The organism is Mycetocola tolaasinivorans, from assembly GCF_003667565.1.
GTDB classification, from domain to species: domain Bacteria; phylum Actinomycetota; class Actinomycetes; order Actinomycetales; family Microbacteriaceae; genus Mycetocola; species Mycetocola tolaasinivorans.
In genome coordinates this window covers 48,029-63,567 of the sequence record NZ_RCUX01000001.1, presented here as the reverse complement: position 1 = coordinate 63,567, position 15,539 = coordinate 48,029, and the positions used below count along the sequence as shown (strand labels likewise).

Here is a 15,539-nt window from a genome sequence, read left to right as displayed (position 1 = left end):
CATGCCTACCCGTCCGCTGAAAATTGCCTATGTTCGCGTCGAAGACCGCGACTATCCTCGCAATGCCCGCATTCGCGCGTATCTGCAGGATCGTGGACACCACATTCGGGTTTCGGACCGCGCCCGCGGGGGCCGTATTTCCCGCTCACTGCGTGATGTGCGTGAGATCTTCCGGGTGACCCGTGGGGCCGATGTGGTTGTGGTCCCCGAGTTCTCGCTGCCCTTTGTCCCCCTCGTCTGGCTCGCCGCCCGCAGCGCACGTGCGCAGCTCGTGGTGGATGGCTTCGTGGGCAAGTATGAAACCGTTATCGAAGACTGGCACCGGGCGTCACCGCGGTCCCTGCGCGCGCTCTGGTGCCGCATGGTGGATGCCCGCGCCGCGCGGCTCGCCTCGGTATACCTCACCGACACCCGGGTGCGTGCGCGTGCCGCCACCGCCCGGCACCGGCTCACGCCGCCGGCGCTCTCGCTACCCGTGGGGGCACCGGAGTGGATCAGCGCGACCATGCCCGAGCCCGCGGATCACCTGCGCGTGCTGTTCTATGGTTCCGCCCTCCCCCTGCACGGCATCCCGACGATCATCCAGGGACTCGCCCTCACCACCATCGCCTCCACCTCGCTCACCCTGGTGGGCGGCGAGCGCATCCACGAGTATCGCGAGATGGCACGCCGGCTGGGCGTCGAGGATCGCTGCACGTTTGTGGGAACCCTGGGCACCGAAGAGCTCAACCGGGTCATCGCCGCGCACGACGTGGTTCTCGGGACCTTCGGCGACAGCCCCAAGGCGCTCTCGGTGATCGCCAACAAGGTGTGGCAGGGCCTCGCCGCCGGACGCACCGTCATTACCGGGAAGAACCCGGCGATGGCGGAAATTGACTCCCTGGTGGGCCCGCAGCTTATTCAGGTCGACGGTGCCGAGGAGCTCGCTTCGGCCCTGGACGGTCTGACTGCGGCTCCCGGCACATGGTACCCGCACACCGCCGGGATCCTCTCCGACTACGTGGCCAACGAGTTCGAGGGCCTCGCTCGACGGATCGAGTCCGCTCGCACCCCAGTGGTACTGCACGCCCTCGATGATCTCTCCGGTGGCGGTGCGCAGCGCGTCGCCGTGGACATCATGAAGCACTCGGACCAGCAGGGCATCCGCTCGGTGGTTGTGGCCGAGACGGGCACGTCGGTGCGCATGCTCCCGAACTCAACCACGTTTGTGGAGGTGCCCTCCGGCGGGTTTCTGCGCTATGTGCGCACCCTCGATCGCGCCTGCCGGCAGTATCGCCCCACGGTTTTGCACGCCCACCAGCGTCGCGAGGCCCTGGCCTGCCTGATCGTGTCCGCCGTGCGCGGGATTCCCGTGGTGGAACACGCCCACACGGTGCTTCCCGATCAGAAGCTCAAGCCGCTGTCGTTCCGCACCCGGCGCACGTTCTCCGTGGGCCCCGCGGTCACCGCGATGCTGGAGCGCGACTTCCACCGGGATTCTCGCGGCATCGTGGAGATCGGCAACGTCGTACCCACCCGTGCCGTGCGGACCAAGCCCCCGGTGCGGGCTCGGGTCACCGATCCCCTCAGCGTCATTGCCGTGGGTCGGCTCTCGGAGCAGAAGAACCCCCGGGCGTTCGTTGATCTGGTGGCCGCGCTCAATCGCACCGCCCCGGTCACCGCGACCTGGCTGGGCGATGGCGAGCTGCGCGCCGAGACCGAACACTATGCCGAGTCCCTCGGCGTGGACATCACCTTCGCCGGTTTCGTGGATGACGTGATCGCGCGAATGGATAGCGCCGATGCGCTGCTGCTGACCTCGACCTGGGAGGGCAACCCGCTCGTCGCGCTCGAGGCGTTCAGCCGGGGACTGCCGGTCGCCGGCTATGCCGTCCCCGGCGTGGCGGAATCGCTGTCCGAGGGTCGCGGGATCCTGCTTGATGAGGGGGTGAGCATCGAGGAACAGGCGGCTCAGATTCGCTCGGCGCTCTTCGCTCCCGAACGCCGCGATATGACCCGAACCGCGCTCAGCCACGCGCGCCGCTTCGTTTCCCCGGCCGAGGTGTATGCCCCGGTGATCGAGGCGTATCGCACCCTCACTTTCTAGCCTCCGAGAAAGACGTATCGCCCGGATCCGCTGTTGCGGGTCCGGGCGATACGTCTTGGCGGCGGCGCGGTGAACTCCCTACTCGACGGGTGCCGGGTCAGCGTCACTCAGCACGCCGGCCTTTACGAACTCGTGCCGAATAACGGGTGCGAGTTTTTCCACATACTTCTGGGTGGGGTGGGTCAGGTCGCGCTTGACGAGGATGTTTCCAACGAAGGGTGGGCAGAGCCCGGCGTCGCTGCAGAACCAGGACTGATTGTCGATGAAGTATCCGTCAAGTTCCGTGGTCGCGGCGCTCTGAGCCTGAGCCATCTGGATCCACTCCAGCTTGGTGATGTTACTCACGCAGGCATCCGGCCCGGTCAGCGGGCTAAAGCACTCGTTGATCTCCTTGTCGTGCGGCGGCTGTGGAATCACCACAACCTTCTTGGAGTTCTCCGCTATGAGTTTCAGCGTCGAGGCAAACGCGCCGTTCCACTGGTCTCGGGTGACCGCGAGGCCCGTTGCCGGGTTGTACTCACGAAGGTAGGTGTTGCTGATGATCACGAGGTCGGGCTGTTCGGCCTTGATCGCCTCGTCCTGCTGAGCTCGCCGCTTCGCGCAGGTTTCCGTCACCCTAGCGCTTGATCCCACCGGCATATCAATATAGGGGCAGCTATACATCGACAGGGTGCGTAACGACCAGTCTCCCGAGCCGAAGATAGCCGCGAGTGCGGGTGCATAGGCCTGCGCGATGGAATCGCCAACGAGAAATGCCTTCTTTGGGGCGTTGGGGTCCCCCAGCGTACACTCGGCCGCGCTAGGTGGGTTGGGCGAACCACACAGTCCGGTGTTCCCCGGAGGGTTCTCGACACCGTTCCCGTCGGCGACGGTGGGGGTGAGATCATCGGGCCAGGCCGTTGCGGTAAGCGAGGCCTTGATCTCAGCAGCCAGCGCAGCCTTCGCCTCATCCACACTCACCTCGGTAAGGCTTTCAGCCGTGATCTCCTGAGCGGCAGTAACAACATCGCTCGAGTCGGTGCGTCCCCCGGCCACAACGGAGGTCGCAACCAGCGCGGCGCAGGCCGCGGTAGCCGCGACCATCAGACGGAGGGAGGTTCCTCGCGCCCTCGTGGGGTTCGGGAGGAGCCACTTCGATTGCCGTACGGGTTCCTCCACGAGGTGGTAAGACAGAATCGCGAATACGAACCCGCCTACCAGGATCAACGGCATGGTCAGCGGGTGGTCGACCCCGAGGTAGGCATCGAGGAGTGCAACGCCGAGGATCAACACCGGGAAGTGCCACAGATACAGAGAGTATGAAATGTTTCCGATGTAACGCATCGGCGGGTTGGTGAGGTGCAGGGTCGCCAGTCGCGACGCTCCGGCACCACCAAGAATGAGGATCATCGAGGAGAGCACGGGAAGAAGTGCCCACGGCGCCGGGAAACCGGGGGATGCGGGAACGATCACAAAGCTGGCCGCCAGACCAATCGTGCCGATCCACACCAGGATGCTCGAAACAACCACGCCCAATCGAAACGGACGCCAGGCGAGCAGACCGGCGAGTGCGGCACCCACCGCAAGCTCCCAGGCACGAGAGAGCGTTGAGAAATACGCGAAGGTGGGCGTTGAACTGGTTTCGACAAGGGCCCAGGCAAGGGAAACCGCAATCACGACGCACATCGTGACAAATACCCAGAGCGTCCAGTTGGTTTCCCGGCCGCGGCGCCGCCTGCGAGCGGCGGCGAGTGCGCACACCGCGATCAGAAGGAGCGGCCACACCAGATAAAACTGTTCCTCCACTGCAAGAGACCAGAAGTGCTGGAGCGGAGAAACCGGGATACCCTGTGCAAAGTAGTCGGTTCCCACGGCGGCAAAACGCCAGTTGGCGGAGAGTAGCGACGCGAAAATTCCATCCTGCAGGATTGAATCGAAACGCGCCTTTCCCAGCACAAAATAGCTGGCCGTAACCGTGACAAGCAGGGTTACGGCAGAGGCGGGCAGGATCCGTCGGATGCGCTTACGCACAAATCCAGACATTGAGATTGTCTGCTCGCGTTGCAGCTCACGCAGCAGTAGCGATGTGATGAGGTATCCGCTGATCACGAAGAAAACGTCGACGCCAACGAAGCCCCCCTTTGGCCATCCGAACAGGTGATCTGCGACCACAGCAAGGACCGCTACTGCGCGCAGCCCCTGGATATCCAGTCGAAAACCGGAGCCCACCTTTTTTTCAGTTGTCAAAACCCAACCATCCTCGTGATCGTTGCGACGCATTAGTGCTTCGCACACCACACGGACGAATCGACCTCTATTTCATTACGACAGATATGGTCTGTCCGTATTTCACCCCTTTTTTCACTCCGTCTCGCCGATCACCTGGGCTACAACTCCCCCGTTTGGCCAGGGCGACAATGAGTAAAGACCGAAAGACGCCCGATCAGATGGGCGTCGACCGCGTCGGCCGGGGATAGTTTTCTCCCCGCGGTGCCGGGGCGGGGCAAGCCGGTGAAGATCGATACCAGACGAGAGGCGGGAAATTTCCGTGGCAAGAGACAGTAATGGGCTATTTTCAGGGTTAAGCGTGCGCCACCCGGTGCGTACATCCTGCGCTCTCATGCATCACGAATGCGAGGCCTAACATGATGTCACTGCCCGTTCTTCTGCTCGGCGGCGTCGTCGGGATCCTCCTCCTTCTCTTTGTGGCGATCGTTGTGCCCGCCTCAACCGCGAAGGGATGGGCCGTCACAATCTCACTCATCGCCGGCGCCATCGTGATCAACAACAGTGTTCCTGCGCCCGTCTGGGGCCCGGTCGGGCTGCTCCTCATGGCGCTGCTTGTGATCGGAGCCGCGCGAGGCGGCCTCCGAATGGGCTGGCACGCTGGCAGCCTGTTGCTGGTGATCTGGCTGACGCTGGCGGCCTTCAGCGCGCTCATCTCGCGTGGTATCGGCGCCGAGGTTGTTGGCCTGTATTTTGGTCTGCTGCTGCTGCTCGGAGTGACGGTAACGGCCCTGTCTCGACGCGAGGTTCGTCTGGTTCTGCGCGGAATTCTCATACTGGCCTGCCTCGAGGTCTTCCTCGCCGCATTAGAGTTCGTCTTTAGGTTCGTCCCGCTCTGGGGCTACCGCGGCGGTCTCATGCGTGAAAACCCCTTCATCGACGGTATCGTTCGTGACCAGGGCACCTTCGGTCACCCGCTGGTCATGGGCTACTTCATGGCGGTAGTCGGCGTGATCGCCTGGAATGGGGCCGCCGCCGGGTTGCGCCGGGGACCCCGGGTCGCTCTGCTCATGGTCATCGCTGCCGGTTTACTCCTTTCCGGTACTCGGAGCGCGGTACTCGCCTGTCTCACCGGAATTCTGGTGCACACCCTCATGCGTTCCCACCTCACGTCCTGGTTCCGAAACATCATCTTGATTGCGAGCCTCGCGATCGTGGTGTATCTCCAGTCGGTCAACGTCTCGCGTCTCGTCACCGATCTTCTTGACTCCGGGTCTTGGACACACCGGCTGAACTCGCTCGGATCGGTCGACGCACTTCTCGCCCGCGAGACCGGAGAGATGCTCTGGGGCAGTGGGTGGGGCACCGAGGTGAGCCTGTATGACCGTGGCCTGATCCCCATGAGCTTTGGCCTCAAAGTGGTGGACAACTTCGTGGTCTATGTTCTGGGCACGATGGGGGTAATCGGGCTATTGCTTCTCGCGATCACCTGCGTTGTCATCTTTATCCGCGCCGATTCTCTGGGTAAGGCCCTGGTCGTGGTGAGCGTCACCATGTTTTTCTCGTTTGACATTGTCGTCTGGTTCTTTGGCGGAATGCTCATGGTGTTCAGTCTCACCCTGCCCAAAACCGATCGGGCGAACAGGTCTCGTCGCACGTCCGCCTCCCGCTCTCGCGCCCTCGCGAGCCAGACCCCGTAACCGTATCCCCCTCCCACCGTCTACGTCATAACAACAAAACTCGGGAAAGGGAAGAAACGTGGACACCCACACCACCTGCCTCTCCCGCGCACGCGACATCGCGGCCGCGGGAGAGGACGCCGCCAAATGGCTCACCAACCAGGGGTTCTCCATCCACCCCCCACGACTCCACATGCAGGTCTTCGCCGACACCCTGACCTTCGAAGGCTGCACCCTCACCCGTATCTGCCACTCAAGCGCAGAACTCCGCAAACACTCCCCCTCCACACAGCGCACGCTCTACCTCGTCGTTGATGGCGAGCTCACCGTCCAAAACGGTGCGCTCAAACAAACCCTCCGCGAACGCGAACTGCTCCTCTGCGAGGGCGAAGGCGAACTCACCCTCCGCGCAAGCGGCAGCCCCGCCTATCTCGAAATCACCCTCGATACCCCGGGCAAAGACCTTCAAACCGCCTTCACAAAGGTCGGCAAAGACTCCCTCGCCGTGAGCGCCCTCTGCGCCCTTGCAATGTCCGTCATTGCCTCAGATGCCGACCTCGAACCCGGCAGCGAACCACACCTGCGCTACGCCATCGAACAGCTCCTCCTCGCGGCCACCTCACGCCCGGGATTTGGATCACCCTCCTCCCAATCCACCGCCCAACGCGCCCTCTTCCACCGAGCCAAACGCCTCATCCAGACCCGCGCTCACAACCCCGAATTCACCGTCCAATCCCTCAGTCGCGCCCTCAATATCTCCCCCCAGTACCTGCGCAAAATCATGGCCGATGAGGGCACCTCTGCACTCCGCGAAATCGCCCACGCCCGCACCCAGGCCGCACACCAGCTCCTCCACAGCGGCCATCATCCCTCCCCCGATACCGCACGGGCCGCAGGATTCACCAGTGTCCGCACAATGCTCAAACACATCCGCGCTTCATAACGGCCAGGTTCGGTTCTGTGCACCACGCGCCGACCACAACGACAACGGGCGAGGGGCAGTCGATTTACATCGACTGCCCCTCGCCCGTTCGGTACTACTCAGCCCTCGGCTGGGGTGTCACTCAGTACACCAGCCCGCACAAATTCATCGCGGATGGGGGGGTCAGCTTCTCGGCGTGTGCCAGCGTCGGAGGGGTCAGGTCTGTCTTCACCAGGGTGTCACCAATGAATGGTGGGCACTGTCCCGATTCGTTGCAGTACCAGCACCGAAGAAACGACGGCTCCGATACGGATGGGCTTCCGGGCAAGAAGCCCGGCAAGTGCCGCCCCAATCCCGAGTTCCCACGCGCGCGATACGGTCGAAAATAATGCGATACCTAAACTTGACGTGGTTTCTGCGAACGCCCAGAGCCGCGAGAGCGCAACCACCCCACACGTCGTGACAAATGCCCAGGGCTGCCAGTTAACCGAGAGCAGTGCGGCACACAGATGATCCAGCACAACCACGATCACGGCTACCGCACGTAGACCCTGGATGTCGTCACGGAATCTCACCGCCGTATTCTTCTCCACCAATGCCAGACACCTTCGTCGTGCATTCACGCACAAATCTCGCATACAGGGGAATAGACGAAGAGCTGGTTGATGCATTAGGGGTCTTAGCGCATTTGGGAACAAAAAAACCGTGGGATAGTCGAGGTGACTATCCCACGGTTCGTTCAGACCGAGATTACTTCTTGACGGTCGGAGCCTTTACGGTGTTCTTACCGTTCAGGGGCGGCGGGGTGAACGCCGGTGCCGGGGTCTTTGCGGGAGCCGACGGGGTGACTGCCGGAGCCGAGGGCTTCGGTGCCGGGGTGGTTACTGCCGGGGTCGAGGACTTCGGAGCGAGGAACGGCAGGTCTGCCGGGGCCTCGGTCTTGCGCGGGACAACGCCCGAACCGGCGTTGGTGCCGTCAACGGGGTAGCCGTCAACGATGGCCTGCATGTCCTGGGTGGTCACGCCACCGGCCTGCATCTTGGCGGAAACGTCGGCACGCATGAAGCCGAGCTCGGCGTTACCCAGCGGCGGCAGCCACGGGAGCACCTTGAGGATGCGCAGCGAAGCGTTCAGACCGTTCATGGTTCCACGAGCCTCGGTACCGTACGGGTCCTCGTAGACGTTGGTGATTCCACCGTAGGAGATCGAACCGCTGATGATGCGGGAAACCTCGTAGGGCAGGATCGCGTCCAGGTCGATGGTGGCGTTCGGGGTGATGGTAACCGGAATACCGAGAACACGAATCTGCATCATCGGCATGTTGGGGATGTCAACCTTGGCCTGACCGAACAGACCCGAAGCCGAAGCGGTCAGGGTCGGAACGGTGTCGCGCGAACCACTCCACGAAGCGCGGAGCAGGTCACCGAGGATCTGAACGTCAGCGAAGGTCCAGGTAGCGGTCGAGTTGACCTGCAGCTGGTCTTCCTTGCCGGTCAGGGCCTGGGTGGTGAGCTCAACCTTTGCGGAGGTCTGACCGAGGTCTGCACCAACGAGGGGCAGAATCAGGGGCAGCTCGGGAAGGGTCGACTTGGGCAGCAGGTCGAGGGTACCGATGGTCTGGTTGGCCTCGGCGAGAACGCCACCCTTCTGGGCGACGCGCCACGAGGAGTCAGCATCGCCGGAGAGCAGGTTCAGCGCACCGATCGCGCCGAGCGACAGCTCGCCAACGGGGCTGGCCTTGCGTCCGCCATCGCCGAGCACGCCCGACTTCGATTCGGACTGGATCGGGATGATCGGCAGACCGAGTGCACCGATACCCAGGGGGGCCGAACGAGCGTAGGAACGCGAGTTCGCGTCGCTCCATACACGGTAGGGAACACCGTACATGTCAGCGCCAACGCCGGCGTAGGGCTTCAGGCCGTGGCTGTCTGCAACGGCAACGGCCTCGGAGATGTTGGCACGAGCCGACACCACACCGAAAAGCACGTCTGCTGCAGCGTAGACACCATAGGTACGGACAGCACCGCTGTAGGCGGGGCCGAGGTCCGAGGTGTCAGCCTTTGCCGGGGCTGCCATGGCCGGAGCCGCGGCTGCGCTGATGCCGGCACCCGCGATAACGGTGCCGGCGAGAGCCAGGGCAACGCTACGCGAGACGGCAGAGCCAAATCGAGTATTCTTCTTCATTGTGATTTTTGTCCTTATTGAAGGGATGGTCGGCCGTAAACAACGACCTGGGGCAAAAGCCCCGATTTTCTCTCCCGTTCACGTGTGATGAGCGGTCGAGAAAGCTAGAAAATCTATGGTTTGGGCGCGATGATCACGCGATCGGAACTCGGCAGCTCGATGGTCGGTGCGGAGTCAAGATAGGTGATGACAACGGCATTCAGGCTGCCCGCGGCGCGGGATGCGAGCCCCTCCAGACGCGGAGTGGGATTCGCCGAGGTCTGCAGCCACGTGGTCTGGTCGGCGGCCTCTACGGTGAACACGACCGTGCCGTCTGCGGCGTCATGTGTGTGGCTCGCCGTCGCGGGATCCAGCATCTTGATGGCCTGGACCAGCGTCGAGACGTCCACGAAGGAAACGGTGGCTACCGGTACGTCCCGTGGAAACACCACGAACTGATCGGGCTCACCGGCGCGCTTCGCGAGTTCCTCGGGCAGGCCAAACAGGGTCCAGTATTCCTCGGATGCGGAGACCCAGGTGGTGGCCTCGGTGTGCCGCACCCTGAGCTCCTGCTGCGGGAGGTACACGGTTCCCGTCCAGTCGGAGCCATCGCCCGAAGCGGTCATCTCCCAGCTCAGGGCACCACCGGAGGATTCGGCACTCCCCTGCAGCGTGAATCCCGCGGCGGATTCGAAGGACTCCTTTGCGGCCGCCAATCGAGCGGTGCCATCGGCGGTAATCTCCGCACCGTCCCCCTGAATGCCGAAGGGCTTAGCGTCCTCGGTCTCGGGGGACTCGCTCGGTTCCGGAGAGGTAGACGGTGCACTCGCCGAGGGTGAAGCGGAGGGGGTAGGCCCATCCTGACCATCGGCCGAGCATGCAGAGAGCGCGAGTACCGAAATCAGGAGGAGTGGAAGGGCACGCGCCTTCGTCATCCGCACGCGCTACTCCTTTTCCACCGGGGTCAGAGAGCCGACATCGACGCCACAGCGCTTCTGTACGTTCTCGAGCTGGGGCCCGACGACCTCTTCATAATCGATGCTCAGCTGGCCCAGGGCCTCGAGGGTGGTCGCGTTCATCGCCTCGCCGCCGAATACGGTGAACGAGTCGCCGGCCTTGGTCGCGGATTCGCCAACCTTCTGCCATCCGGCACGAAGCTCGGTGACGTCATCCACCTCGGCAAGTCGGGCAAAGGTCGCACCGGTCAACCGGAGCAGATCACCGAATCGGGTCTGTGCAGACTCGGGCGAAAGGGCGGCGATCTGAGCGTTGAGATCACTCAGCGCGCCAAAAACTCCGCAGACGTCCGCCGCCTTGCTCGGGTCAACGAGCTTGTCGGTGTTCTGCTTCACCTCGCCGGGCTCGGCGGTAGCGGTGCTCTCTGGATCTGCGGTGGCATCGGGTTCCGCCTCGGTCGAGGCAGAGGAGCTCGGCGAAGCCGAAGCGGAGGCCGAAGGCGAAGGCTTGGCCGTAGTGGTGGCCTGAGTACAACCCGCCAGGGTAAACCCGAGTGTGAGGGCCAGAGCGATGGCACCCAGGCCGGTGCGGGCACGCCCGCCGTGTGTTTCATTCATAGTCTGTTTTGGCTTTCATCCGAAGTCGTCGTCACAGGGGGTAGACGGCATTCGCGGGTTGTAATTACGGATGTTTGGTAAATTGAATGTGAGGTCACATTTTGGCGATTTCGCCCGGGTATGGCGCACGGGCCGCTGCCTAGATCCAGCCACGGCGAGCCCGATCTAACGAGTGAAGGAGCACGGGCAACACCCACGACTATGCGGGCATGACGGCCGTTACGTGGTGCCACGAGTGCGGTATCACAAACGCAGTGCCAGGAGTGCAGCGCGATCTGCGCTGCGCCCTGCGTACACTCCGTGAGCGGTGCGCGGTGAGTGGCGTGCGGTGGGTACTACGGTGAGCACTGCTCAGTGAGCACTGCACCGCGAGTACGGCAGCGTGGACGGTGGTTTCCGCCCCCGCGGCCACTGGTCCCCCAGTTTCCCCTCGGGTCCCCCCGGACCCGCATCGGCATCGCTTGAGCGGTACCTGATGTCTTGAATAATCATTGAGGCAATCCGCTCACCCGGCAACTCGCTGCGGGATTCAGTAGCGATTCGTGAATAATCGTGAGCGGTTCGTGCGACGAAACGCGCGTTGCCGCACGCATCATGCCGGACAGACGCGGCCAATCACACCCATTCTTCGCCATCACTCAGGCCAATTCCCGTCAATCTCACAGGAGAAGGCGACGAAAACTAGCGCGTTCCGCGACAGACAGCAGAACGCCCGTGTGCACTCGCACACGGGCGTTCAGTTGTTAGAACGTACAGACGTCGGCAGCGATTCCGACGACGTAACCGGCCCACCAGTTCGGCGTGTGATATCCGTAGTGGAAGATGTCCGTCATCGCCGGTACGGCAACCTTGCTCGGCTTCGTGATTGTCGAGTCCGCGTTACCGGTCCAGCGGAATACCGAACCGTTCGCGTCGAGGGCGAGGTAGCTGCCGTCCGCGGCAAATACCCGGGTAACATTTTCCAGCTCGCCGGGAACGATCTTGGACTTCATCGACTTGCCGTCCTCCTGGAGGAACTCGATGATCGAACCATTTTCAACCAGGATGACACCACCGGTGTACGCCTTCTCGTTTCCACCGGAGCGAATACCCCACGCGGCAACCTCAACGGCGTTCTGAGCAATGAAGACCAGGTTGTTGGGGCCACCAAAGGCGTCTCCGGCCCCAAACACCTCACGCTTATCGTTCATCACGATGATGGAGGTATCGGTGGCGAACAGGGTGTGGACGTTACCCAGAACACTCGTCCTGCTTGCCGAATAGATGGTGTTGTTCGAGTTTGCACGGAACGTGTTGATCTGGCCGTTCGCCATCTCGATTCCACCACCGGTGTACCACTTGTCGGTGTAGGTACTCCAGGCGGTCAGCTTGCTTGCACCCGCACTCGGACGGTACGGGCCAACCAGCTGTGCGGTGTTGCTGGAGTCCTTGAATGCGCCACCACCGTGCCACAGGCCCTCATCGGTCAGAACGTAGTACGCGTTGTCGCAGGCGACGATCTGGTCAACAACACCCCTGAACGAGGTCAGCTCAGTGAAGCTCAGGCTTCCACCGGTACCCAGACCCCGGAACACCCGGTTGTCTTCGGTGAGCACGAGGCAACCCGTGAAGTACTGGCTACCGGGCTGACTGGACCAACCGGAAACGGCGGTCACTGCACCGTCGATAGTTGCGATACGCTTGGCTCCGCCACCGAATGCCTGGCCCCAGTACCACAGCATGGAACGGTCATCGACGGCCCAGTGTGCATTTCGAGCCACGGCGGCGGTCTTCGCACGGAACTCGGTGTGCGGAACCATCGAGGGCTCCTGGCTGGCACCGGTGTTGAATGTAAAGACGGCGCCCGGCGCGGTTCCCACGATTCCCATCAGGACGGTCGAGGTGAGACCACGAACGGTGGCGGTAATCGAGTAGTAGCCGGAGGTACCGGAAGCATCAATACCGGGCAGACGGATCGTTCCGCCAATGGTGCGGAACTGCTGCTCCTGCTCCTGTCCTGGAACTGCGCGCGAGAAGGAAATACCCTCGCTCAGGGTCACGGTGATGGTCTGCTCTTCGCTCGGAACCGTACCGTTTTCGGTTACGGAGAACCGCACGTGCCCCGGGGTCACGGTGGCACAGCGGTCAACCACACCGAGCCACGGTTCGGGGGTTTCCAGCTCCCAGACGGATTCGCCTGAGGTAGCTGCAGCGGGAGATGCGCTAATGAGCGCGATTGCGGGCACCGACCAGGCGGCACCGGCAACGAGGGTACGTCGGCTCAGACCGAATCCCCGGCTATCGCCCCCGGGGTTTTGCGGACTATCGATAGTCGTCTCGTTCACGGAATTGTTCTCTTTCGTTTTGGTTCTGATATTTGGTAAGGCCTCATAGCGTGCGCGTGAGCGCAAGAAAATCGTGTCTTCGGCTACCAACCGAACACACACTGCACCTATATATACGAGCGAGAGCCCGTTCTATTACGTGCGTTATGAGGAGTGCGGGTGCGCGGGTGCGCGAAAAAGCCTGAGGGAGCCGCGCCAGCGACCTCCCTCAGACTTCTTTGCTGTGGGGTACTAGAAGACGCAGGCGTCGGACGAAATACCGACAACCCAGGCATACCACTTACCGTTCTGGTGGTACCCGTAGTGTGCGACGTCGGTCAGTTCCGGCACGTTGAGCTGGATAGGCGTGCTGAGGGACGCATCGGCGTTACCGTTCCAGCGCCAGAGTTCACCGCTCGAAGTCAACGCCAGGTAGCTACCGTCGGTCGCAAAAACTCGCGCGATATTCGCAAGCTTGCCGGGAACGATCTGAGCGTAAGCGCGCGAGTCCCCCGACTGGCGGAAGAACTCGATGATCGAACCGTTCTGCACCAGGATCGCGCCACCAGCGTAGTCACGCGTGGTTTTCACGCCCCAGGCCGAGACCGTGAGTGCGTTGTTGGCGAGAAGCGCCCAGTTGTTTCCGGGGAACGCGGGACCGGCACCCCAGACCACGCCGCGGGTGGTGAGGACGATGTTCGAGCTTTCGTTCGCGTAGAGAACCTCGATATCGCCGTCGACACCCATGTTGTTCACCACGGTGGGAGCCGAGACTCCGGAAGCCTTGAAGGTATGGACCTGGCCGTTGGCCATCACGAAGGCACCACCGGTCTGCCAGATGGTACTCACCGGAGAGCTCCACACCGAGAGCTTGGATGCTCCCCCGCTGGGGCCGTACGGGCCCTGCAGCGCCGCGGTGTTGCTGGAGCCCTGAATTGCGCTGCCGCCGAGCCATAGGCCATCGGTGGTCAGGACGTAGTAGGCGTTCTGGACGGCCGCGATCTCGAGGACGTCACCGGTGAACGTGGTCAGTTCGGTGATGGTCAGGCCACGGCCGTTACCCAGACCGCGGTACACGCGCTTATCCGCGGTGTAGATCAGGCATCCGGTGTAGTACCCGGTGGTTTCCATACCCCAGCCGGAAATCTTGGTGACATTCTCGATGTACTTTCCGCCGAACTCGGCGATTCTTTTGCCATCGGAGGCGGTAAACGCGGAGCCCCAGTACCAGAGGTATCCCTTGGCATCGATCACGTAGTTGGCGTTGTCTCCCACGTCTCCGCGGATACCATCGAAGTCGTCAACCCGATCGAGCGAGAGAGGCTGGCTCGAACCCGCACGGAACGTGTAAACGGCTCCGGAAGCGGCACCCTGAATGGCCATGTAGAGGATCTGCGTCTGCCCCTGAGACGTGGCCGTGATGGTGTAGTAACCGGTGGATCCGTAGGAATCGATTCCCGGAAGCGTGATGGTACCGCCCAGGGTGCGGAAGGTCTGGACCTGGCTCTGCCCCTCGGCGGCACCCGCGAACGAGATACCCGTGCTGAGCTCGACGGTGACGTCCTGCTCCTGACTGGGCTTGGGCAGAACGTCGTTGCGCAGTAGCGTGAACGTTACATAACCGGCGGTAATGGTATCGCAGCGATCCACCTCACCCAGCCACTGGTCCTGATCGGCAAACGCCCATGTTGCGACGGAGGAGGAGGCAGCCGCGGGGGACGCACTGATCAGCGCGATCGCCGGCACGGACCATGCTGCACCGGCAACCAGGGTCCGACGGCTGAGACCGAATCCCTGGCCATCCGTCCCCGAAGCGGGGACGCTTTCTTTTGAAGTCTCATTCAAGATGATTCATCTACTTTCATCGGTTTTGCGCGACACCGTTGCGATGTATGTGCGCTCATTTACACGACCTGCAGTGCTCTTGCCATCTGGAATTGCAGCTTGATCTCGGCGACATAAGCCCCCCGCCCGCACTACCACCCCCGTGGCCGGATCTTGGGTTGAATGATCGCGGCGTACGCGCGTTAGCGCGAAAACCCCGCGAGCATTCGCTCGGCAGTCAGTCGCTCCCCCGGTCTCCCCAAGACCCTGTGTGGATGCCATTTTCGACATCAGACATTTCATCCATCGTCTGCCGATCGTCGCCCATTTACCAGCCGAATGCGCGGCAAGTAGCGTTTCGAGCCTTCCGAGTAGCGATTCGGGTATCACGAGGGAAATACGCGTTTCGCCACGAATCCCCAAAATCAACGTAATGAATCGGGGGGCTCCCCGTCTCTTACTGTGCATGGGCACGAACTACGTTGCCTCACCCCACCCCGGGGTCAAATTACAAGGAGATTACACATGCTCGGAAACGCCTTTAGTGGTTGGCACCTGCTCATCATCCTCGCCGTAGTGGTTCTCCTGTTTGGTGCAACCAAGCTGCCCGCCCTCGCAAAGGGAATCGGCCAGTCGATCCGCATCTTCCGTTCGGAAGTCGATCAGCCCAAGAAGGACGCCGCTCAGAACGCCGAAGCAGAGGGCACCGAGTCCACCGGCAAGTCCGAATCCTAAACCGACCCTCCGCCCCTCCCCCCCCCCCTGAGTATCCAATCGAGAACT

General features: G+C 62.4%; 11 protein-coding genes. 4 read left to right on the top strand and 7 right to left on the bottom strand.

Annotation, left to right across the window (positions count from 1 at the left end; translation table 11 throughout):
• The first annotated feature begins 1 nt into the window (after nucleotide 1).
• Nucleotides 2–2,086 (top strand): glycosyltransferase, encoded by a 2,085-nt coding sequence (locus D9V32_RS00280; RefSeq protein ID WP_121646904.1) that lies wholly within the window; start codon nucleotides 2–4, stop codon nucleotides 2,084–2,086.
• A 78-nt stretch (nucleotides 2,087–2,164) separates the two neighbouring features.
• Here D9V32_RS00280 and D9V32_RS00275 read toward each other — a convergent pair whose 3' ends face one another.
• On the bottom strand, nucleotides 2,165–4,312 hold the full coding sequence (locus D9V32_RS00275) for an acyltransferase family protein (RefSeq protein ID WP_183086102.1): 2,148 nt from the start codon (nucleotides 4,310–4,312) through the stop codon (nucleotides 2,165–2,167).
• Between the two features lie 398 nt (nucleotides 4,313–4,710).
• Between D9V32_RS00275 and D9V32_RS00270 the strand changes: the two genes are divergently transcribed.
• Both D9V32_RS00270 and D9V32_RS00265 read left to right on the top strand, forming a co-directional pair.
• Nucleotides 4,711–5,991: a hypothetical protein gene (locus D9V32_RS00270; RefSeq protein WP_121646902.1), complete on the top strand. Its 1,281-nt coding sequence runs from the start codon at nucleotides 4,711–4,713 to the stop codon at nucleotides 5,989–5,991.
• 58 nt (nucleotides 5,992–6,049) lie between these two features.
• Nucleotides 6,050–6,913, top strand: a complete 864-nt coding sequence (locus D9V32_RS00265) for a helix-turn-helix domain-containing protein (RefSeq protein WP_121646901.1) — start codon at nucleotides 6,050–6,052, stop codon at nucleotides 6,911–6,913.
• Nucleotides 6,914–7,131: 218 nt separating this feature from the next.
• On the opposite strand, the gene D9V32_RS15980 is transcribed toward D9V32_RS00265, so the two are convergent.
• The 6 genes from D9V32_RS15980 to D9V32_RS00240 all read right to left on the bottom strand — a co-directional run bounded on the left by D9V32_RS15980 (nucleotide 7,132) and on the right by D9V32_RS00240 (nucleotide 14,777).
• A complete protein-coding gene (locus D9V32_RS15980; protein ID WP_147440352.1) occupies nucleotides 7,132–7,485 on the bottom strand; it encodes a hypothetical protein in 354 nt (117 codons plus the stop codon).
• Between the two features lie 157 nt (nucleotides 7,486–7,642).
• Nucleotides 7,643–9,076 (bottom strand): hypothetical protein, encoded by a 1,434-nt coding sequence (locus D9V32_RS00260; RefSeq protein ID WP_121646900.1) that lies wholly within the window; start codon nucleotides 9,074–9,076, stop codon nucleotides 7,643–7,645.
• Nucleotides 9,077–9,189: 113 nt separating this feature from the next.
• Nucleotides 9,190–9,990, bottom strand: coding sequence for a hypothetical protein (locus D9V32_RS00255; RefSeq protein ID WP_121646899.1), 801 nt, complete (start codon nucleotides 9,988–9,990; stop codon nucleotides 9,190–9,192).
• Between the two features lie 9 nt (nucleotides 9,991–9,999).
• Entirely contained in the window at nucleotides 10,000–10,629 is a 630-nt protein-coding gene (locus D9V32_RS00250; RefSeq protein ID WP_121646898.1) for a hypothetical protein, read from the bottom strand.
• Between the two features lie 743 nt (nucleotides 10,630–11,372).
• Nucleotides 11,373–12,953, bottom strand: a complete 1,581-nt coding sequence (locus D9V32_RS00245; RefSeq protein ID WP_121646897.1) for a hypothetical protein — start codon at nucleotides 12,951–12,953, stop codon at nucleotides 11,373–11,375.
• A gap of 231 nt (nucleotides 12,954–13,184) precedes the next feature.
• Nucleotides 13,185–14,777, bottom strand: a complete 1,593-nt coding sequence (locus D9V32_RS00240; RefSeq protein ID WP_147440351.1) for a hypothetical protein — start codon at nucleotides 14,775–14,777, stop codon at nucleotides 13,185–13,187.
• 504 nt (nucleotides 14,778–15,281) lie between these two features.
• Here D9V32_RS00240 and tatA point away from each other — a divergent pair.
• Entirely contained in the window at nucleotides 15,282–15,491 is a 210-nt protein-coding gene (tatA, locus tag D9V32_RS00235; protein WP_121646895.1) for a twin-arginine translocase TatA/TatE family subunit, read from the top strand.
• Nucleotides 15,492–15,539: the final 48 nt, after the last annotated feature.